Source organism: Quyinboa ferrireducens (assembly GCF_042436675.1).
Classification (GTDB): domain Bacteria; phylum Bacteroidota; class Bacteroidia; order Bacteroidales; family UBA5342; genus JBHJHP01.
Window position 1 is genome coordinate 15,781 of sequence record NZ_JBHMVA010000016.1, and the last position, 20,648, is coordinate 36,428.

20 protein-coding genes are annotated in these 20,648 nt (G+C 39.7%); 11 read left to right on the forward strand and 9 right to left on the reverse strand.

What is annotated here, in order from left to right:
* The first annotated feature begins 11 nt into the window (after positions 1 to 11).
* Positions 12 to 1,901 (forward strand): DUF3857 domain-containing protein, encoded by a 1,890-nt coding sequence (locus ACE01N_RS17625; protein ID WP_380591868.1) that lies wholly within the window; start codon positions 12 to 14, stop codon positions 1,899 to 1,901.
* A gap of 27 nt (positions 1,902 to 1,928) precedes the next feature.
* Complete coding sequence (locus tag ACE01N_RS17630) at positions 1,929 to 3,836, forward strand: DUF3857 domain-containing protein (protein WP_380591870.1); 1,908 nt, start codon at positions 1,929 to 1,931, stop codon at positions 3,834 to 3,836.
* Positions 3,837 to 3,858: 22 nt separating this feature from the next.
* On the opposite strand, the gene ACE01N_RS17635 is transcribed toward ACE01N_RS17630, so the two are convergent.
* From ACE01N_RS17635 to thrS, 7 genes are all read right to left on the reverse strand, one after another.
* A complete protein-coding gene (locus tag ACE01N_RS17635; RefSeq protein ID WP_380591872.1) occupies positions 3,859 to 4,788 on the reverse strand; it encodes a hypothetical protein in 930 nt (309 codons plus the stop codon).
* A 166-nt stretch (positions 4,789 to 4,954) separates the two neighbouring features.
* Complete coding sequence (locus ACE01N_RS17640) at positions 4,955 to 5,083, reverse strand: hypothetical protein (RefSeq protein ID WP_380591874.1); 129 nt, start codon at positions 5,081 to 5,083, stop codon at positions 4,955 to 4,957.
* 20 nt (positions 5,084 to 5,103) lie between these two features.
* Positions 5,104 to 5,730 carry a cyclase family protein gene (locus ACE01N_RS17645; RefSeq protein WP_380591876.1) on the reverse strand — a complete coding sequence of 209 codons (627 nt, stop codon included), beginning with the start codon at positions 5,728 to 5,730 and terminating at the stop codon, positions 5,104 to 5,106.
* Between the two features lie 133 nt (positions 5,731 to 5,863).
* Positions 5,864 to 6,223 (reverse strand): 50S ribosomal protein L20, encoded by a 360-nt coding sequence (gene rplT, locus ACE01N_RS17650; RefSeq protein WP_375728824.1) that lies wholly within the window; start codon positions 6,221 to 6,223, stop codon positions 5,864 to 5,866.
* 75 nt (positions 6,224 to 6,298) lie between these two features.
* Positions 6,299 to 6,487 (reverse strand): 50S ribosomal protein L35, encoded by a 189-nt coding sequence (rpmI, locus tag ACE01N_RS17655; RefSeq protein ID WP_438826951.1) that lies wholly within the window; start codon positions 6,485 to 6,487, stop codon positions 6,299 to 6,301.
* A gap of 29 nt (positions 6,488 to 6,516) precedes the next feature.
* The gene (gene infC, locus ACE01N_RS17660) at positions 6,517 to 7,086 is read right to left on the reverse strand and encodes a translation initiation factor IF-3 (protein WP_375728889.1); all 570 of its coding nucleotides are present in this window, start codon (positions 7,084 to 7,086) and stop codon (positions 6,517 to 6,519) included.
* Positions 7,087 to 7,119: 33 nt separating this feature from the next.
* Complete coding sequence (thrS, locus tag ACE01N_RS17665; RefSeq protein ID WP_380591878.1) at positions 7,120 to 9,057, reverse strand: threonine--tRNA ligase; 1,938 nt, start codon at positions 9,055 to 9,057, stop codon at positions 7,120 to 7,122.
* 126 nt (positions 9,058 to 9,183) lie between these two features.
* Here thrS and ACE01N_RS17670 point away from each other — a divergent pair, with 126 nt between their 5' ends.
* A complete protein-coding gene (locus ACE01N_RS17670) occupies positions 9,184 to 9,951 on the forward strand; it encodes a TIGR02757 family protein (RefSeq protein WP_380591880.1) in 768 nt (255 codons plus the stop codon).
* Between the two features lie 135 nt (positions 9,952 to 10,086).
* Here the strand turns inward: ACE01N_RS17670 and ACE01N_RS17675 are convergent, their stop codons facing one another.
* Entirely contained in the window at positions 10,087 to 11,310 is a 1,224-nt protein-coding gene (locus tag ACE01N_RS17675) for an LL-diaminopimelate aminotransferase (protein WP_380591882.1), read from the reverse strand.
* Between the two features lie 53 nt (positions 11,311 to 11,363).
* On the opposite strand from ACE01N_RS17675, the gene lysA reads away from it, so the two are divergent.
* The 7 genes from lysA to ACE01N_RS17710 all read left to right on the forward strand — a co-directional run bounded on the left by lysA (position 11,364) and on the right by ACE01N_RS17710 (position 18,271).
* The gene (lysA, locus tag ACE01N_RS17680; protein ID WP_380591884.1) at positions 11,364 to 12,617 is read left to right on the forward strand and encodes a diaminopimelate decarboxylase; all 1,254 of its coding nucleotides are present in this window, start codon (positions 11,364 to 11,366) and stop codon (positions 12,615 to 12,617) included.
* Positions 12,618 to 12,629: 12 nt separating this feature from the next.
* Positions 12,630 to 13,508: a diaminopimelate epimerase gene (gene dapF, locus ACE01N_RS17685; protein ID WP_380591886.1), complete on the forward strand. Its 879-nt coding sequence runs from the start codon at positions 12,630 to 12,632 to the stop codon at positions 13,506 to 13,508.
* 45 nt (positions 13,509 to 13,553) lie between these two features.
* Positions 13,554 to 14,318, forward strand: coding sequence for a glycosyltransferase family 2 protein (locus ACE01N_RS17690; RefSeq protein WP_380591888.1), 765 nt, complete (start codon positions 13,554 to 13,556; stop codon positions 14,316 to 14,318).
* Between the two features lie 85 nt (positions 14,319 to 14,403).
* The gene (locus ACE01N_RS17695; RefSeq protein WP_380591890.1) at positions 14,404 to 15,534 is read left to right on the forward strand and encodes a glycosyltransferase family 4 protein; all 1,131 of its coding nucleotides are present in this window, start codon (positions 14,404 to 14,406) and stop codon (positions 15,532 to 15,534) included.
* Positions 15,535 to 15,538: 4 nt separating this feature from the next.
* Positions 15,539 to 16,297 (forward strand): glycosyltransferase family 2 protein, encoded by a 759-nt coding sequence (locus ACE01N_RS17700; protein ID WP_380591892.1) that lies wholly within the window; start codon positions 15,539 to 15,541, stop codon positions 16,295 to 16,297.
* The gene (locus ACE01N_RS17705; protein ID WP_380591894.1) at positions 16,290 to 16,862 is read left to right on the forward strand and encodes an L-threonylcarbamoyladenylate synthase; all 573 of its coding nucleotides are present in this window, start codon (positions 16,290 to 16,292) and stop codon (positions 16,860 to 16,862) included. Before ACE01N_RS17700 ends, ACE01N_RS17705 begins: the two co-directional genes overlap by 8 nt.
* A complete protein-coding gene (locus tag ACE01N_RS17710; RefSeq protein ID WP_380591896.1) occupies positions 16,859 to 18,271 on the forward strand; it encodes a sugar transferase in 1,413 nt (470 codons plus the stop codon). Before ACE01N_RS17705 ends, ACE01N_RS17710 begins: the two co-directional genes overlap by 4 nt.
* Positions 18,272 to 18,496: 225 nt before the next feature.
* Here ACE01N_RS17710 and ACE01N_RS17715 read toward each other — a convergent pair whose 3' ends face one another.
* Complete coding sequence (locus ACE01N_RS17715) at positions 18,497 to 19,228, reverse strand: hypothetical protein (RefSeq protein ID WP_380591898.1); 732 nt, start codon at positions 19,226 to 19,228, stop codon at positions 18,497 to 18,499.
* 147 nt (positions 19,229 to 19,375) lie between these two features.
* On the opposite strand from ACE01N_RS17715, the gene ACE01N_RS17720 reads away from it, so the two are divergent.
* Entirely contained in the window at positions 19,376 to 20,632 is a 1,257-nt protein-coding gene (locus ACE01N_RS17720) for a pectate lyase family protein (RefSeq protein ID WP_380591900.1), read from the forward strand.
* Positions 20,633 to 20,648: the final 16 nt, after the last annotated feature.

The following is a 20,648-nucleotide window of genomic DNA, read 5'->3' on the forward strand; positions in this document are numbered from 1 at the left end:
ATATGATTAAAATGAAAAAACTAATTGGGTTTTCAATTTTTATGGTGTTCACCCTCTTTCTTTCTGCCAAAGCACCTATTAAATTTGGCAAAGTTGAAATGGATATCCTTAAAATGACTGTCTATGAAAAAGATACAACAGCTTCCGCTGTGATCCTTTGTGACTATGGGGAATTTGATCCGGATGAATATCAGTTTAACAGGATACTAAGAGTAAAAATATTAAAAAAGGATGGTCTCGATTGGGCAAACTGGACATTTCCAACCAGCGAAAAAGGAATGATCAGGGGTAAAACTTTCAATATTATTGATGGCAAAATTGAGGAAACCAAACTCAACAAATCCGACGATGTGTACAAAGAACACATTTACGATGATTATTATCAGTTGAGAGTTTCAATGCCCAATGTAAAAGTGGGCTCGGTCATAGATATAGAATATGGAGTGTTCGGACTACCTGATACATGGAAGTTTCAATACAAAATACCGGTTGCTCACAGTGAACTGGTAATATATGATAATCCTTATGTTAACTATACAAAGTCATATACCGGGTTTGAGAAACTGGATGTTTATCAACCAAATCGCTGGGCCATGTTTGACGTACCTGCTTTCAGAGCCGAAAAATACATGAACGATCCTTCAAACTATGTTTCAAAGTTCGATTTCGAAATAACCTCAATCATCATTCCTGAAATCGGTTATAGAAAAATTTATGCAACATCGTGGGATGCAATTGCAAATCTGTTGAACAGATCCTCCTACTTTGGTGGTAAAATGAGAGGTAACGGATTCATAAAAGATATTGCTAAAGAAATCAATAGTCAGGAGCTTACAAGGGAACAAAAAATAATGATGGCGGTAAGCAGGATAAAAGAAGTAAAATGGGATGAAACAAAACGTTTAGGTTGTACATCATTTTCGCTTAAAGACCGATACGATAAAAAGCTTGCAAATTCAGCAGAAATTAATATTATGCTTATTAACCTGCTTAATGAACTGGGAATTGAAGCCAATCCTGTTGTATTGAGCACAAGAGACAATGGCATGTTGTCATTATTCAATCCAAGCCTTGACAAACTCAACTACGTAGTGGCAAGAGTTACAGATGAACAGGGAGACCTTTTACTTGATGCAACAGATCAATACCTTCATCCCTTCCTGATTCCGAAGTACTGTTTGAACACCCGTGGAAGGTTAATAACTGACTTAAGTAATGAGTGGATCAGCCTGAATGCAGGAGCGGTTGACAAAAAAAGTTCGATATACAACCTTAAAATGGATTCTACAGGAAAAATTGATGGTAAAATAACTTTAGTGTCATCCGGATATTCAGCTCGTGATAAACGAAACAGGTTCTATTCGTTTAATGGAGAAGAGGATTATGTAATCGATTTTGAGAAAAGAAATTCAACTTTTTCTGTAAAAGATTATGATTTAAAAGGTTTCGGAGATTCGGAAGACGCTACTCAGGAACAATACAACATTGAAATTGATACGCGAGGTAGTATGGTTGGATCAATGGTATTATTAAATCCCCTGTTTGAAGAGAAGATAAGTGAAAATCCATTTAAGCTTGAAAAACGTTTATACCCCATTGATTTTACCTATCCCTTTGAAAAAAAGCTAATTGTGACTATGCAGCTTCCATCAAATGCGGTTGTTGAGGAATTACCAAAACCTTTAAAACTGGTTATGCCTGACAAGAGCGTCACAGCAATTTACAATGTTATACAAAATGGTAGTATGATTCAGGCTTTGTATAAGTTCAACGTCAATAATCCTGTTATAAGTCAGGAAAATTATACCTATATAAAGAATTTTTTCACTATACTTCTCGAAAAACATTCTGAAAATCTGATTATTAAGTTGGAAGAAGGAAGTGAATCTGCTGGTCTATAAAATCCGGGGACAAATAAATTCTGAATTATGAAATCATTATTTATAGTAATATTGGCAATCCTGCTAACCACAAATCATGCATTGGGAACAGATCCAGATTATGACATCCGCACAATTCCGGATAACCTGAAGGAGAATGCAGATGTAGTCATCAGGTTGGATGAAACGGAATGTACGGTGTATTCCAAAACCAGAGTTAAAATCAAATATAACAGGGTAATAACCATACTAAATGAAAGAGGGCTGGAAGCAGCGAACATTATGCTTCCCTATTCATCGCTGTTTAAGGTTTCGTATCCTTCAGGTGCTATTTACAAAGCAGATGGAAAGAAATATAAATCAATCAAAGCCGGTGACGTATATGATGTAAGTGCCATAACCGAAACATCATTATATGATGACAGCAGAATAAAAATTTATGAACCACCGCTGAAGACGACACCATTTACTATAGCCTATTCATATGAAGAAACGTATGATGGAACCATGTTTCTCCCAACCTGGACCTCTTACGAAGGATATAATATTGCTTTGGAAAAATCAGTATTCAAAGTAATTGTAAACGAAGGCCTGGATTTTAAATACAAAGAACAAGCCGTAACTAAACCGGCAAAAACTGAAGCGTTGAATAACTCAACAAGTTACTACTGGGAAGTTACCAATCAGCCGGCGCCTAAATATGAACCTTTATCAACGAGCATCACAAAAGAGTTTCCAACAGTATTTACTGCATTAAATGAATTCGAAGCATACCATGTTGAGGGGAATTCTCACGACTGGGATTCCTTTGCCCGGTGGAGATATACCTTAATAGACGGAAGAAATGAACTCCCGGAAAAAACGGTCACCGAAATTACGGATCTTACAAAAGATAAAAAAGATGTAAGGGAAAAAGTTGAAACCGTGTACCGGTATATGCAGGATAAATGTCATTACGTAAATGTGTCGGAAGATATTGGAGGGTGGCAGCCCATTGAAGCCAAAAGAGTGGATGAAGTTGGCTATGGCGATTGTAAAGCACTTTCAAATTACACCAAAAGTTTACTGGATGTAATCGGAATAAAATCCTATTATACGGTAATAAAAGCAGGTGAGGACATGCCGGATTTTAATGCAGATTTTGTGAGCAACCAGTTTAATCATGTCATTCTTTGTATTCCCAATCAAAACGATACAATTTGGTTGGAATGTACAGATATGAAAATGCCGGCTGGTTATCTTTCCACATTTACGGATGACCGCTATGCATTGTTAATTGATAAAGATTCAAGCAAACTTGTTAAAACACCTCGTCTGACTGGACCTCTTAACAGCGAAAGACGTAAAGCGATTGTAAATATCCATAATGACCTGAGCGCCGACTTTAATGTTGTAACATATTACAGCGGAGAATATGAAAACGAGATCCCATGGTGGTACTCCGATGACAACGAAAAGAAAAGACGAAGCACGTATGAAAGTCTATCCTTCTCTGATATACGACTTGACGGATTTAATTATCAAATAAGAGGAGACATTAATGCTATAGAGGAAAAACTAAACTTCAGAGTCCTTTCGGCCGGAACACTGATGGGAAGCAGGATAATATTCGAAATTAATAAGCTAAATAAGGAAACATACTCTCCAAAAAAAGTTTTCAAACGCAGATCAAACCTGGAAATACAGCGAACAATGCTGGAATCTGACACAATTGAATATATACTTCCGGAAGGGTATATTCTTGAAGCCCAGATTAAACCAATAAAAATCATATCTGATTTCGGCAATTATGAAGCAACTATTAAACAGGTGGGAAATAAACTTACGTATATAAGGAGTGCCAGGTTTAACAAAGGCATTTATGACAAATCACAGTATGCTGATTTTGTAAAATTCTTCCAGGATATAAAATCTGCCGACCAGCAAAAAGTATTGTTAAAACCGCAAAATGGTTAGTATTTACATAATCATCAGAGCCTTAAAGGGCTTTGATGATTTCTCTCACCTCTGATATATCCAGTGATTTGCTTAACTTCCTAAAATTCATTGCGTACAGCCACCATTCTTCTGTAAATGAATCTTCCTGTCCCGGTTCAAGATAGGTAATGGGACCAAACGGCGATAATTCACAAAAATCATTTTCATACAGTAATGACATATTATTGGAAACAATTTCGCCATAATCCCTTTCCTCATACACATGAAACTGTTTCACCAGCATCAGATCATTCGGTGCAACATATGCCATCCAGCCTTCATTGCTATCAAAAGCAATATGCTGTCCGTTTGGCTTTCCTTTAACAATAACCTCCTCGTCTGTTACCGACACATTTTCCTCGGGTTCCGGCATATAATTAATGGTATGATCCGAATTAAAAACCACGTACCGTTTAGGAAACCTCCAGAATTTGCTCACCGGTGAAATAAATATGCCTCCTCCCCGTACCTGCGTTCGGCTCCAGTGGTAACAACTAACCGGATCTTCAGAGAGGTTACGTATGGTTTGCGTAAAAAGTAAATTTGATGTGTTATCCGACAGTTTAAAAAAACGTTCAAGTTGAATGCCGGTATTGCGATCCTTTTTACTGCGTATAATAATACCCAGTTGGTCAGCATGGATTACATCCCATTCTCCTATCCACAAATCGGAATGCTGCGGGATAATCAATTCCGGACCGATATCAAAACGACCTCCGGTCGGACTATGACTATTCAAAGGTGGTTTGTCAACACTAAAGGCATACCGTTCTTCATTAGGATCCACGTAAAGCACATTCTCACCTTTCACAGAATATTCAATAATGCGACCACCGCAATTAGGATCAATGATAACGCTGACCCTTCTGTTTTTTAACAAAAGACAATCTTTAGCACTGTTTTTAGTTATCTGTTTAATCTCTAATGACATACAAATTGGGATTTATAAGACTTAAAGTTACAAAATCATCATGTAGTTTTGCACAACGGACACCAGAGATTAACCTGAACTAATAAATTTTATTAATTTTTATGTTTAAGAAAGGAAACTCGTACAAAACAGGATTCAAAAAGATTTAAAGATCAGGGAAACAAATTTAGGGTTTTTGTTCTGTATCCTGTTTTTTAAGCCATACCTCCCTTTTTGCCTCTGCCCATTTTACGGCAAAAAGCACAGCTAATAAAATAACAATCAGTATAATCCAGTTAATGACTTTCTTTTTCATAGCATAAAACACTTTGAAGTTTAAGTAAGTACGGCTACCGCCCTTACCGGCGAATAGTTTAATTCCCGAACCTTCAATGGCATAATCACAAGTTCCACGGACCCGTTGCTAAGGATATCAAGATTTGTGACACCGGTAACAACAAGAATACCCGAATCTCCCAGTTTTGCATAAACCTCTTTAAACTCAGGCAAATAATGATTGTTAGCCAAAAACGGGGTATCAGTTAAAATCATATTAGCCTGTTTTCTTGCCAACCATTCCACAAGGTCTACCCCAACTGTGGGATATTTATCAAAATATAAATTTCTATCAGAATGATTTTTACTCCAGCCGGTTCTGATCAAAAGACTGTCGCCAGCAACAAAACTATCTTCCGTTTCACCCAGTATATCACAAGTCAGTACATCTCCCGGTGTTGTATCATTAATATCAACAATCCAGGCTTTTGTAAAATAACGACCACAATACACTGAAGAAATATCTGCTTTCTTTATTTCATTTCCGGGAACATACAGATTGGTCAATCCAGCCAATTCACTGTTTAAAGCTGCAAGATCTTCATAATCCATCCATGTTTTAAGCTCAGTCAGCCTGGCAAGGACAGAGCCTGAAACAAGATACGATATGTCTATATACCTTTTCAATAAAGCAATTTGATAAATTTGGCTACAAGTATAACTAAAAAATGCGAAAACATGCGTTTATATAAATCTGCATGAAAACAAAAAGGCATCCGTCAGTTGACAGATGCCTTTTCAACGAATGACCTTACGTCACTTATTTTTTTAATGCGCTTTCGGCTTTTTTCAGCACAGCTTTGAACGCAGTTGGATGATCAATAGCCAGAGAAGCCAAAACTTTTCTGTTGATCTCTACATTGGCCTTTTTCAAACCACCCATTAACTGAGAATATGACATTCCCTCTAAGCGGGCTGCAGCGTTAATACGCTGAATCCACAGTGCACGGAAACTTCTTTTTTTAACGCGTCTGTCACGGTAAGCATAATTCAATCCTTTCTCGTAGCTATTCTTAGCAACGGTCCACACATTTTTTCTGCTACCGAAATAACCTTTTGTCTGTTTAAGAACCCTTTTTCTTCTGGCTCTTGATGCTACAGAATTTACTGATCTTGGCATAACTTTTAATTTTTGAATGGTTAGCGCTCCTCATCAGGAGACTTTAAGCTAATTCACTCTGTTAATAACTCGTTTTTACTTCATTGAAAGTAACTCTTTAACGTTATTCTGATCTGCTTTGTCAACAGTACCGAAATACGTTAAATTTCTCTTTCTCTTCGTTGCTTTTTTAGTCAGGATATGACTTTTATAAGCATGCTTCCTTTTAATTTTACCGCTACCTGTCAACGTAAAACGTTTTTTAGCACCGGAATTTGTTTTCATTTTAGGCATTTTGTCTAAATTTTAATGTCCTACTTTTTTGCCACCTTTTTAGGTGATATAAACATTGTCATTCGTTTTCCTTCCAGTTTGGGAAGTTGTTCCACTTTTCCAACTTCCTCCAATTCCTGAGCTAATCTCAGTAATAAAATTTCACCTTGTTCTTTAAACAGGATCGAACGCCCTTTAAAGAATACAAAGGCTTTTACCTTAGCCCCTTCGTTTAAAAACTTCTCGGCATGTTTCAGCTTAAAGTTAAAGTCGTGTTCATCAGTTTGAGGTCCGAACCGGATCTCTTTAACAATAACCTTAACCGATTTGGCTTTAATCTCTTTCTGTTTCTTTTTTTGTTGATAAAGAAACTTCTGATAATCAATAATCTTACATACCGGCGGATCTGCATTTGGAGAAATCTCAACCAAATCCAAACTTAATTGGTCCGCCATTTTCAAGGCTTCCTGAACGGAATATACACCTTGATTTTCAATGTTATCTCCGACAACACGTACACTGCGGGCACGAATTTTTTCATTAATTCTGTGCTGTGGTTCCTGTTCCCTTACAGGTCTGCGTCCTCCGCCTCTTGGTCTAAAATCAGCTATAACTAAATCCTCCTAAGTTTATTAAACTTTATTTTATTTCAACTCGTTTTTTATTTCGTCTTCAACGACCGCCGCAAATTTAGTAATTTTCATTGAACCCTGATCACCGTCACCCTGTTTTCTGACCGAAACCTCATCATTTTCAGCCTCTTTCTCACCAATGATCAGCATATAAGGAACACGTTTTAATTCGTTATCCCTGATTTTTCGTCCGATTTTTTCGTTGCGATCGTCAATTTCGGCGCGAATATCGTAATTATTCAGCAGATTTAAAACTTTTCTGCCATATTCGTTAAATTTCTCACTGATAGGCAGTATGGCTACCTGCTGGGGTGTTAACCACAAGGGAAATTTACCGCCGGTATGTTCAATTAAAACGGCAACAAACCGTTCGAGTGATCCAAACGGCGCACGGTGTATCATTACCGGACGATGCTTCTGGTCATCACTGCCAATATATTCGAGTTCAAAGCGTTCCGGCAGGTTATAATCAACCTGAATGGTTCCCAATTGCCATTTTCTACCAATGGCATCTTTTACCATGAAATCAAGCTTTGGACCGTAAAATGCAGCTTCTCCATATTCCACCACGGTATTCAGTCCTTTTTCGGCACTCGCTTCAATAATGGCCTGTTCTGCTTTCTCCCAGTTCTCGTCGCTGCCAATATATTTTTCCCTGTCTTCTTTATCACGCAGAGATATTTGCGCTGTATAATCTTTAAAATCAAGAACTTTAAAAATATACAGAATGATATCAATTACACTAATAAACTCTTCCTTCAGCTGATCCGGACGGCAAAACAGGTGTGCATCGTCCTGGGTAAAGCCCCTTACACGTGTCAAACCATGTAACTCCCCACTTTGTTCATAACGGTATACTGTTCCGAACTCTGCAAGGCGTAATGGAAGATCTTTATATGAGCGCGGTTTACTTTTGTAAATCTCACAATGGTGAGGGCAGTTCATCGGTTTCAGCAAAAATTCTTCCCCTTCTGCCGGAGTATGTATTGGCTGGAAAGAATCCTGACCATATTTTGCATAATGCCCCGAAGTCACCCACAATTGTTTTAATCCGATATGAGGTGTTATCACCTGTTCATATCCGGCTTTCTTCTGTACTTTTTTCAAAAATCCTTCCAGGCGCCCGCGCAAATCGGCTCCTTTCGGTAACCATAACGGTAACCCCTGTCCCACATTCTGAGAAAAGGTAAACAGTTCCAGTTCTTTTCCAACTTTTCGATGATCCCTCTTTTTCGCTTCTTCCAGCATTACCAGGTATTCATCCAGCATATTCTGCTTTGGAAATGTTATACCATAAATACGAGTGAGCTGTTTACGTGTTTCATCGCCTCTCCAGTAAGCACCGGCAACGCTTAACAGCTTTATAGCTTTAATTTTGTCGGTGTTAGGCAGGTGCGGGCCGCGACACAAATCCGTAAAATGGCCCTGATTATATAATGTGATGGTTCCGTCTTCCAGCTCACTGATCAGTTCCTGCTTGTATTCATCACCTTTATTGGTGAAATAAGACATGGCATCGTCCTTGGAGATATCCTTGCGGATATACTCATTTTTCTCCCGGGCCAGCTCTTTCATTTTAGCTTCAATCTTTGGCAGATCTGCATCAGTAATACTTACATCATCACCGGGATCAACATCGTAATAAAAGCCGTTTTCAATGGCCGGACCAATACCGAATTTGGTTCCCGGATACAATGCCTCAAGGGCTTCAGCCATAAGGTGAGCCGAAGAGTGCCAGAATGCATGCTTGCCTTCTTCATCGTCCCATTTGTGCAGTACAATTTTGCTGTCTGCTGTGATTGGCCGCGTCAAATCCCATACCTGATCGTTTACCGTTATAGACAAAACCTGTTTAGCCAATCCTGGACTGATGCTCTGCGCAATATCGTAACCGGTTACCCCCGATTCATACTCTCTGACCGAATTATCCGGAAATGTTATCTTTACCATTTAATTTTAAGCTTTTACGGTCGGCAAAGATAACTATTTTTCAAAAACAAGAACAACTAAACGGTGTTATAAATAGGTATCAAAACGGGTTAATTTTTACCCGAAATTACGAAACAAGGCAAACCCATGATTGATGAAGAATTAAAAGAACTGCTCGATTTTAAAGCAGAACAATATAACAATACAGCATTTGTTGCAGATGATCCGGTTCTGGTGCCCCATCTTTTCACCGAAAAAGGAGACATTGAAGTTGCAGGTTTTTTAACGGCCATTATTTCCTGGGGGCAACGCACTACCATTATTAACAATGCCAAACGATTGATGGAACTGATGGACGATAGTCCGTTTGATTTTGTGATGAACCATACCCAAAACGATCTCTACCTGTTCGATGATTTTGTGCACCGCACCCTTAATTCCACGGATCTTAAATTCATACTCCGTAGTCTTCAAAACATTCTCCGAACGTTTGGAACACTGGAAACACCATTTACTATTCCGTTTCAAACCGAAGAAAACCTGTATCGCGGAATCGGGCACTTCCGGGATTTATTCTTTGGCATAGCCCATCCGGTTCGCACATTAAAACACATTCCGAACATAGAGAAAGGTTCCACAGGCAAACGACTGAACATGTTTTTGCGCTGGATGGTACGGAATGATAAAAAAGGTGTGGATTTTGGGATCTGGAATCAGATTAAACCATCTCAGCTTTATTTGCCACTGGATGTACACACTGCCAATGCCTCAAAAAAACTGGGACTGCTTACCCGAAAAGCCAACGACTGGAAAGCCGTTTTGGAGGTCACATTGAAACTCCGCGAACTTGATCCTGAAGATCCTGTAAAATATGATTTTGCCTTGTTTGGGTTAAGCAGGTTCGATAAAATTTAATAATATCCGTAACGAAAGTTCAACGCACATTCGCACGCTCAATAACAAAAAAACGGAGCAACATCATTGCCCCGCTTATCTTTATTTCTGACACTTATATCTTGCGTCTTGATTCTTGGTTCTTGTGTCTAAAAATCACATTTTCTTAATCCTGCTCATTGCTTCAATCACATTTTCGCGTGATGCAAAAGCTGAAAAACGGAAGTATGTTTCACCGGATGGACCGAAACCTGAACCCGGAGTTCCAACCACATGTGACTCATTCAGGAACAGATCAAACAAATCCCACGATTTTGTTTCGCCCTTTTTAACCCACACATACGGTGCATTTACACCGCCAAACACCTTAAAGCCCATCTCCACAAGGCTTTCACGCATGATGCGTGCATTCTCCATGTAATAATCAATAATATCCTGCACTTCTTTTTTACCTTCTTCGGTATAAATTCCGGTTGCTGCTTTCTGAACAGGATACGAAGCACCGTTGAATTTGGTGGAATGCCTTCGCGACCATAAGGGGTGAACCGGTTTGGCTTCACCATCTTTTGTATATGCCATCAGGTCTTTCGGAATCACTGTAAAACCCAAACGTGTTCCGGTAAATCCTGCTTTTTTGGAAAAACTGCGGAATTCGATAGCTACTTCCCTTGCGCCTTCAATTTCGTAAATGGAATGCGGCACATCATCTTCGGTAATGAAGGCTTCATAAGCTGCATCGAATAAAATAATGGATTTATTGGCTTTGGCATAATCCACCCATTTTTTCAACTCATCTTTGGTGGCGGTTGTTCCAGTCGGGTTATTTGGGTAACACAAAAAGATAATATCCACTTTTTCAGTTGGCAGTGCAGGGATAAATCCATTTTCCGCATTGCATGGCATATAAACCAGACCTTCATAATAACCGGTATCCAGTTTTAAACCGGTCCTGCCCCCCATAACAGATGTATCCACATACACCGGGTAAACAGGATCCTGTACCGCTATTTTATTATCGGCTCCGAAAATCTCCAGTATATTACCGGTATCGCATTTTGATCCGTCGGAAACAAAAATTTCATCCGCCTTAACGTCCACACCTTTATCCTGGTAGTCGTTTTTAGCAATGGCATCGCGTAAAAAGGCATAGCCCTGCTCCGGCCCGTATCCCTTAAACGTTTCCGGGTTGGCCATATCTGCCACACCTTCCTGAAAGGCTTTGATTACTGAAGGAACCAATGGCATGGTAACATCACCAATTCCCATCTTTATTACATCAGCGTTGGGGTTATTCTTTTGAAACTCTGCTACTCTTCTTCCGATTTCAGGAAACAAATATCCTGCCTGTAATTTTAAATAATTTTCGTTTATCTGAGCCATATTATTAATTTTGCTGCAAATATATAGAAAACAAAATAATCGATATAACAACAATGAATTACATTTATTCGGAAATAACCGGCAGAACCAACTTCTTTGGGAATACGACACCTGCCGAGTTAGTGGAAAAATACGGCACTCCTCTTTATGTTTACAATGAAAATATCTTGCGCAAGCGATGCAGGGAACTGAAGAATCTTGTAAACTATAAGAATTTTATCGTCAATTATTCTGCCAAGGCCAACAGCAATCTGGAATTGCTTAAGATTGTGCATGACGAAGGCTTATATGTGGATGCCATGTCACCCGGCGAAATTTTTGTCAATCTGAAAGCCGGTTTTTCTCCCGAACAGATTTTTTATATCAGCAATAATGTTGATGATGCAGAGTTTCAGTACGCCATTGATGCCGGTGTTAAAATCTCGGTTGACTCTGTTTCACAGCTAGAAAAATATGGCAAACTGAATCCGGGCGGAGAAGTGACGTTTCGACTGAATCCAGGTGTCGGAGCAGGGCATCACAAGAAAGTGGTTACCGGTGGTAAAAAGACCAAATTCGGTATTGAGATGCGCTTTCTGGAAGACATTAAAACCATTGTTGAAAAATACAATCTTAAAGTGATCGGCATCAACCAGCATATCGGATCTCTGTTTATGGAAGGCGATGCCTATGCTGAAAGCGCGGCAGCCATTCTTGAATTTGCCAAGGAATTTAAAGATCTCGAATTTATCGATTTGGGTGGTGGATTCGGCATTCCGTATCACAAACAGGAAGGTCAGGCACGTCTGGACCTTCAATCGCTGGGCGCGAGAATTACAGAAATCATCAACAGGTTTGTGCAGGAATATGGTAAGGAGATCCAGTTTAAAATTGAACCGGGACGTTACATCTCTGCCGAATGTGGTGTACTGCTTGGAAAGGTACATACAACTAAAGAAAATTACGATCTAAAATATATCGGGACTGACCTCGGATTTAATGTACTGGTCCGTCCAATGATGTACGACTCACATCACGACGTGGAAATCTATCGCACCAGCGATAAAGTCTCGACCAAAAAGGAATCCGTAAGAATCGTCGGAAACATTTGCGAAACAGGCGACATTATTGCCAAAGACCGGGAATTGCCGGAAATTTTTGAAGATGATATTATTGGGGTACTTGATGCCGGTGCTTACGGTATGGTTATGGCATCTAACTACAATAACCGTCTTCGTCCTGCAGAAGTACTGATTGATAAAGATGGGAATGAACGGCTGACCCGCAAACGTGACACCCTGGAAGATCTGGTTCGTAATTTTGTATAATTTACTTTAGCTATGGAAACAAACTACTTTATAAAATCCCATGGCCTCGGCAACGACTATATCGTAATGGAGGCTGATAAAATAAGCTTTGAACTTACCGAAAATGCCATCAAACGCATTTGCAACATTCACTACGGAATTGGTTCAGACGGAATTCTTTTAAAAATTGACTCCGATAAAGCTGACTTTGGTTTGAAAATTTACAATCCGGATGGTTCGGAAGCTGAAAAAAGCGGAAACGGTCTGCGTATATTCTGTAAATACCTGTACGATTACGGATTTGCCAATTCAAAAAAATTTACCGTTGAAACGCTGGGTGGATTAGTAACTGCAGAAATTATCGAAGAGGAAAATGGTAAAGCCAAACTGATTTCAGTGGACATGGGTAAAGCCATTTTTGAAAGCCGTAGGATTCCTGTAGATTCCAATAAACCGGAGTTTATTGCCCAAACCATTCAGGCCGGTGATAAATCGTTTGAGGTTAACTGCGTGTCTGTTGGCAATCCGCATTGCGTAGTTATAAAAGATGAACTGAACGAGAAAGAGATTAAAACTTACGGAACATACCTTGAAAATCACAAACTGTTCCCGAACCGTATTAATGTGCAGTTTGCCAAAGCCATATCACGGAACGAAGCACGCATTTTAATCTGGGAACGTGGTGCCGGGTGGACACTGGCTTCCGGAAGTTCTTCATGTGCAGCTGCATGTGCGCTTAAAAAAAGAGGTTTGGTTGACGGCGATATCACCATGAATATGATTGGTGGCGTACTGAAAATTCAGATTGATGAGGAATGGAACATCAGAATGACCGGAGAAGTCCGTGAAATTGGACGCGGTATTCTGACCGAAGAAATGATTTCGGACCTTGAGATTCCTATTTTAGAATAAATTGTTTTACAGATTCTCATTTTCTGTAATTGTTAATGTTTTCACATGGAGAAACTAACGGTAATCATTCCAACACTAAACGAGGCCCACAATATCGGGTCTCTTTTAGAACAGATTGATTTTGCCGACGAAATAATTGTTATCGACTCGTACAGTTCGGATGATACTGTAGCAATTGCAAAGAAGTTCAAGACGACAATTATCCAGCGAAAATTTGACAATTTCTCAAACCAAAAGAACGTTGCCATAGACACAGCTAAAAACTCGTGGATCTTTTTAATAGATGCAGATGAAAGAGTTCCCGAAAAACTAAAAGAAGAAGTACTCGGCATTATTAATTCCGACACCAAAATTGACGGATTCTGGATATACAGGACGAACTTTTTTATGGGCAGAAAACTGCGCTTTTCAGGCATCCAAAAAGATAAAGTTTTACGTCTTTTCAGAAAGGAAAGTTGCCGGTATAACGGGAAACTGGTTCATGAAGAAATAGAAACAAAAGGCAAGACGGTGTTTCTGAAAAACCGGTTTGAACACTATTCATTTCGTAATTCCACGTTATACAAAAACAAACTGGACAAATACGCCCGGCTTCAATCCGTTGAATATGATAAAAAAATAAAACACGTTACCCCATATCATCTGATTATTAAACCGGCATTCCGTTTTTTTAAACACTACATTATGGGATTGGGAATTCTGGACGGATATCCGGGATTGAAATATGCGTATTATCAAATGCATACAGTCTACCTGCGATATGCATATGTAAAACAACTCAAAAAAACGAATTCATTACAATCAAGTTGATATTTCAAAATCAATAACTTTCCCTTAAATTTACCATTTGAGGAGAAAATTCATTAGATTTACATACATTTAAAACCCTACTATAGTGCGGATAGGATACGATGCAAAACAAATATTCTATAATAAAGGCGGCCTTGGCAACTATGGGCGCAATACCGTATTTTATCTGTCCAGACATATAAAAAATCACGAATACTATTTATATACGCCATCATTAAGGAAGGCCATCAATTTTGACTTAAACGGGAACATGGATAATGTTACCATTAAAACGCCTCCAATGGTTTTACAGGGTCCGTTTAAATCGGTATGGCGAACCCGTAATATTGTGCCACAACTTGGCAGGGACAAAATTGAAATCTACCATGGCTTAGGGAACGAACTTCCGGTTAGTATTCAGCGCAAAAAGAACATTAAAACCATCGTTACCATTCATGACCTTATATTTCTGCGTTATCCCCAGTTTTATAAGGATCTTGACCGCTGGACATATAAGAAGAAATTCCTGTTTAGTTCTGAAATTGCGGATACCATAGTAGCGGTGAGCAAACAAACACAGCAGGATTTAATTGAATTTTATAAAGTATCCCCTCAGAAAATCCGGGTGGTCTATCAGGGTTGTGATCAGCTTTACTTTGAAAAACGTACACAGGAAGAACTTCAAGCGGTACGTGAAAAATTCAATCTCCCGGAGAATTTCATCCTTTCGGTTGGAACCATAGAAGAACGAAAAAATCTGCTAACAGTAGTGCGTACCCTTTTCCATAAACGCATCGATATCCCATTGGTAGCTGTTGGACAACGTACCGAATATACCGAAAAAGTAAGAGAATATGTTAAACGCCGGAAGATGGATAACCGGGTCATTCTGATCCACAATGCCAGTAACTACGAATTATCGTGTATTTACCGAATGGCAGGTATGACCATCTATCCTTCTTTTTTCGAAGGCTTCGGCATTCCGGTTATCGAGTCGCTGGCCACTGGTATTCCGGTAATAACATCAAAAGGAACCTGTCTTCGTGAGGCTGGTGGTGATGCCGCATGGTATATCAATCCGGGAAGTATGGAAGAAATCGGGCATGCCATACAAACCTTGTCTAATGATTCCGACAAACGGGCAGAAATGATAGAGAAAGGCTATAAGCATGTACGAAAATTTACCGGAGAGAACGTTGCCCGCAACCTTAACAGGATCTATAATTACATGAAATAACCAAATGCCGGAGATTTCCACCGTTATCATCACACACAACAACGAAAAAAACATTGAACGCTGCCTGGCTTCGGTAAAACCTGTAAGCGAAGAGATTATTGTTGTGGATAGTTACTCCACTGATGCTACACCGGAAATCTGTAAAAAACATCCTGAAGTTAAGTTTTATCAAAAGGAATTAACTTCTGCAGGTGATCAGAAAAACTATGGGATATCAAAGACCTCTAACGACTACATTTTTTCAATAGATGCCGATGAAGAGCTTTCTCCCGGACTGCTGAATCATCTAGTAGTTAACAGGGAACAGTTCACAAAATTCGCTTATACATTTAGAACGCTGAACCATATCGGTTCGGAACCGATAGAACATGGACTGTGGTATCCTAACGAACGAATCCGCTTGTTCAGAAAAGATAAAGGCCTGTGGGAAACCGGTGTGTTGAGGGAAAGAGTATTACCTGAACCCGGAGTAAAGCCAGTTAAAATTCCACTCCATATTAACCGTTACGAATTTTCAACCATACAGGAATTCAGGAGAGATTCAGAAGAATATGCACGGTGGTGGGCCGAACACAAATTGGAGGCCGGAGAAAAGGCCGGCGCCCTTTCTGCAATATTTCGTGCTACCTTGACTTTTTTACGTTCTTTTTTTATTAAATTGGCGTTTTTAGACGGCATAACCGGAGTTCAGGTTTCGGTTCAACACACCAGGGAGACATATTTAAAGTACAAAGCATTACGTTTACAACATAAACATGGCTGATTTTAAAGACGATATAGAAAAGGCACTGGAATGCCTGAATAACGGAGGAATACTGATTTATCCCACCGATACCATTTGGGGCATAGGATGTGATGCGACCAATGCAGATGCTGTAAAACGCATTTATGCACTAAAAAAAAGGGAAGATTCAAAGAGTATGCTGGTTTTACTTGATAGTCAGTTCAAACTTCAGACCTATGTAAGTGAAGTACCGGAAATTGCGTATGACCTGATTGAGATGAGTGAAAAACCACTGACCATCATTTACGACGGTGCCAAAAACCTGGCTCAAAACCTGGTGGCAGAAGATGGCAGCATTGGCATTCGCATTACCGGCGAGGCTTTTTCGAAGCAACTGATCCAGAAGTTTAAAAAACCGATTGTGAGCACATCAGCCAATATCAGTGGAAACCCGTCACCGAAAATTTTTGCAGAAATTGATCCAGCTGTTCTTGAAAGCTCCGATTATGTGGTAAAATTCAGACAGGATGAAACTACCGGAGCTCAACCCTCGGGAATTATTAAACTGAAATCAAACGGAGAAATAAAAGTCATCAGGGAATGATTCGCGGGAAAAAACAGACCATAAAATATATTGTATCCGATTTTGTTTTTTCTGCCATCGGATGGGTCGTCTTTTTCTTTTTCCGCCGGGCCAGACTGGACGCTATAGACCCTGGCAGTAATCTGGTATTCCAACCGGACTTCAAACTTTTTCTGGGTGTCACGCTGATTCCTTTTTTCTGGATCCTGATCTTTCAGCTTTCAGGCTATTACAAAAACGTACTGCGGCGATCCAGATTCAATGAATTCTCACAGACCTTTCTGTCCATATTGTTTGGCTCGGTTGTTTTGTTCTTCACCATTCTGCTCGATGACGTAGTAAAAGGCTATTCAACATATTACCTGTCACTGTTATCGCTGTTCACCATACAGTTTGTGATTATTTATACGACCAGAAGCATTATTACCACCCGGATCAAAAAGAATATTGCAAAGGGGCTAAATGGTTTTCGCACACTGATTATTGGGAATGGTAAAGACATTGAAGAAACTACAAAAATATTGCCGCCTTACCTTGGTAACATCATTCTGGGAGTTGTGACAACGGATAAACGGCATAGCAGTGAGGTCATTAACGGTCTGACCTGTTACGGATCGGTAGATCAACTTGACCAGATCATTACCGAAAACAATATCGACGAAGTGATCCTGTCCCTCAGGGATTCCACACTAACAAAACTAAAATCGGTTTTGGAAGCACTATACCGCCATGATGTGTTTATTAAAACAACTCCGGGCGTAGCGGACAAACTAATCGGGATTGCCAAGCTCAATCCGATTTATGGCACACCTTTTATAGAAGTGGCCCATGAGTTGATGCCGCCTTTTGAGGAAAACATGAAACGTGTGTTTGATGTAGGCGTTGCCGTTCTGTTTATGGTGCTGTTTTCTCCACTTTATCTCTTACTCGCTATCCGGGTAAAACTGGATTCCAAAGGTCCCGTTTTCTACAGGCAGGAACGTGTAGGTAAAAACGGAAATCCGTTTCATATCCACAAATTCAGGACCATGTACGACGGTGCAGAAAATGGCAACGGACCACAACTGGCTTCACCGGACGATAAACGCATTACGCGTTTTGGACGAACCATGCGGAAATACCGCTTAGATGAACTGCCACAATTCTGGAATGTGCTGATTGGCGACATGTCGGTGGTTGGCCCCAGACCTGAACGTCAGTTTTTCATTGATCAGATTGTAAAAAGGAACCCGAATTATTACCTGTTGCAAAAAGTAAGGCCGGGGATTACATCATTAGGGATGGTAAAATACGGTTATGCCGACAGTATTGATAAAATGATTGACCGTTTGAAATTCGACCTGATTTACCTGGAAAACATGTCCATCCTCCTCGATCTGAAAATCTTCTTTTATACGCTGAAAACCATTGTTACCGGAAAAGGTGTTTGATAATTAAAGCTTCAGTTGGCTACGGTGTCTTTCATATGTTTGATTAAAGCAAACCAAGGCGTTCATATTGCAGAACAACACCGATACTGTAATCATTGTATTAAACCAGTCTTCATATTGGCCAGCATTAACCACAAAGTACGCAAAGCGTTTTCACAAAGAAACACAAAGCGATTCCCAACATAATACATTCTGCAAACCAGCAAATACTATTTCCGGCAAATTTTATTTAACCTGCATAAAAAACATATATGCAGTGCCAAAATCCATCAATCCGTGCAAAATTGCAAAATAGATAAACAGAGAAGGCCGGTAATAAATTGAAATGCCTATTAACAAAGCGAAGGGTAAAAATACAAGTGAACGATACAGCATAAAATCCATATTAGGAATAAATGGAAGTGTACAGTGTTGAACTGAGAGGAATAACACCGGGAGCATGACTGCCAACCATTTTCTATTAAGCCGTTTGACAAGCCTGGGCATGATATACACAAAATAAGTTGCCAATTCTGCAAATGCAATAGTCACAGGGAAAGCAAACATAAGCGAGTAAACCAACCATTTGTTTATCGGACCAAACATCATGTGTGTTGGAACATCGGGATCTCCCCATATAAGTGAGCTTAGCAGATATCCCGGCATCATGGCAACAGGAATTGAGACCAGAGCAAGTATCAAAAAAATAAGCACATCCTTTTTAATTGTCTTCTTTGGGAATCTGAATATTTTGAAGTAATTCTCTCCTTCCCTTTTAAACAATATCATCAGCAACAGAATGCTGACTATATTTGTCAGGGTAGCAGTCAGCAACCAGTATTTTTCTGATGACTCCCAGGAATCCAACACAAAAGCAATTATGGCCTGAAAAACTCCAAAACACAGCAACCTGCTAAACAATAATAAAAACGGAAAATTTGTTGTTTTAACAGAACTACTAACTGCTTTCGTTGCCATTTTATATTTTAAACTTATGCTTTGGGATCTGTGTTAAAAATACAAAATATTTCAAATAATCATTCTACTTATTCAATTATCAGCTTTTAAATTATGCTTTGCAGTGATGCACATTTTTTATACTTTCAACGTCTCAAATAGTTTCCCATGAAAAAATTATATAGTTTATTCGTTTTAATTCTATTCTCTGGGTTGATCACAAACGCACAGCAACTGGCTTTCCCGGGTGCTGAAGGATTTGGTGCTTATGCCACAGGCGGACGCGGAGGAACAGTGGTTCATGTTACAAACCTGAATGCTTCCGGCCCCGGATCCTTAGCAGATGCGGTAAGTCGGCCAAATCGTATCGTTGTGTTTGATGTTGGTGGTGTAATAAAATTATCGCCTGCTGATATCATTTTTATCAGCGACAGCATTACGATAGCAGGACAAACTGCACCCGGCGAAGGCATAACAGTCTATGGAAACCGGGTTGTGTGCAATTCAACCAACGTCATCATCCGATACCTGAGAATGCGTGGAAGCATAGCCATGAGCAAAGGGAAATGTACCTTTACCTGCGATGGTGGCAACAATATTATTCTGGATCACTGCTCCATTTCCTGGGGACGGTGGGATGATGTGCATATTGTGGGCAGCAATACCATCACCTGGCAAAATTGTATCATCAGTGAAGGGATTGATCCTCAACGATTCGGAGCCATCACGGACGGAACACTGAACTGGACAGTTACACATTGTTTATGGGCGAGTAACAAGAGCCGGAATCCTAAAATGAAGTGTGCCCTGCAATATGTCAATAATGTGGTGTATAATTACGGGAATGGTATCGTTGGTGGCCACTCCGCAGCTGACCATTATCAGGATGTCATCAACAATTATTTCATTGCAGGTCCGAGTGACAACGGAGACAGTTATTATTCACAATGGACTGAAACAGATCATTTGTATCAACAGGGAAATTATAAGGACCTGAACAGAGATGGAAAACTGAACGGCACACTGATTACGGATTATAACAATGCAACGCCAATGGAGGAACCGAATTTGAATTCCACTGCACCCTTAAACATTGAATCAGCTCAGGAGGCTTATCAGACTGTCATAAAAACCGTTGGCGCTTCGTTGGTTCGTGATGCACATGACAGTCGCATAATCAGTGAAGTTGTTTCTTTGGGAACCCAAGGTTCGTTTATCCTCAATGAATCAGAGGTTGGAGGAATTGGCACAATTACAGGGGGAACAGCTCCTGCAGACTCTGATAATGACGGAATGCCTGACAGCTGGGAGCAGGAACATGGACTGAATCCAAACTCAGACTCTGATATCAATGGTGATATTAACCACAATGGGTATACTAATATTGAGGACTATATAAACAGTCTGACACAGCACAGCAGCTAAGTGACATACACATTGG

What these genes read in the sequence shown, in the direction of transcription:
- ACE01N_RS17720 (WP_380591900.1), top strand. Translation starts at nt 19,376, where the DNA reads ATGAAAAAATTATATAGTTTATTCGTTTTAATTCTATTCTCTGGGTTG.
- ACE01N_RS17675 (WP_380591882.1), bottom strand. Translation starts at nt 11,310, where the DNA reads ATGGCTCAGATAAACGAAAATTATTTAAAATTACAGGCAGGATATTTG.
- ACE01N_RS17690 (WP_380591888.1), top strand. Translation starts at nt 13,554, where the DNA reads ATGGAGAAACTAACGGTAATCATTCCAACACTAAACGAGGCCCACAAT.
- rplT (WP_375728824.1), bottom strand. Translation starts at nt 6,223, where the DNA reads ATGCCAAGATCAGTAAATTCTGTAGCATCAAGAGCCAGAAGAAAAAGG.
- ACE01N_RS17670 (WP_380591880.1), top strand. Translation starts at nt 9,184, where the DNA reads ATGATTGATGAAGAATTAAAAGAACTGCTCGATTTTAAAGCAGAACAA.
- ACE01N_RS17705 (WP_380591894.1), top strand. Translation starts at nt 16,290, where the DNA reads ATGGCTGATTTTAAAGACGATATAGAAAAGGCACTGGAATGCCTGAAT.
- thrS (WP_380591878.1), bottom strand. Translation starts at nt 9,057, where the DNA reads ATGGTAAAGATAACATTTCCGGATAATTCGGTCAGAGAGTATGAATCG.
- rpmI (WP_438826951.1), bottom strand. Translation starts at nt 6,487, where the DNA reads ATGAAAACAAATTCCGGTGCTAAAAAACGTTTTACGTTGACAGGTAGC.
- ACE01N_RS17630 (WP_380591870.1), top strand. Translation starts at nt 1,929, where the DNA reads ATGAAATCATTATTTATAGTAATATTGGCAATCCTGCTAACCACAAAT.
- ACE01N_RS17625 (WP_380591868.1), top strand. Translation starts at nt 12, where the DNA reads ATGAAAAAACTAATTGGGTTTTCAATTTTTATGGTGTTCACCCTCTTT.
- lysA (WP_380591884.1), top strand. Translation starts at nt 11,364, where the DNA reads ATGAATTACATTTATTCGGAAATAACCGGCAGAACCAACTTCTTTGGG.
- ACE01N_RS17715 (WP_380591898.1), bottom strand. Translation starts at nt 19,228, where the DNA reads ATGGCAACGAAAGCAGTTAGTAGTTCTGTTAAAACAACAAATTTTCCG.
- ACE01N_RS17640 (WP_380591874.1), bottom strand. Translation starts at nt 5,083, where the DNA reads ATGAAAAAGAAAGTCATTAACTGGATTATACTGATTGTTATTTTATTA.
- dapF (WP_380591886.1), top strand. Translation starts at nt 12,630, where the DNA reads ATGGAAACAAACTACTTTATAAAATCCCATGGCCTCGGCAACGACTAT.
- ACE01N_RS17635 (WP_380591872.1), bottom strand. Translation starts at nt 4,788, where the DNA reads ATGTCATTAGAGATTAAACAGATAACTAAAAACAGTGCTAAAGATTGT.
- ACE01N_RS17700 (WP_380591892.1), top strand. Translation starts at nt 15,539, where the DNA reads ATGCCGGAGATTTCCACCGTTATCATCACACACAACAACGAAAAAAAC.
- ACE01N_RS17710 (WP_380591896.1), top strand. Translation starts at nt 16,859, where the DNA reads ATGATTCGCGGGAAAAAACAGACCATAAAATATATTGTATCCGATTTT.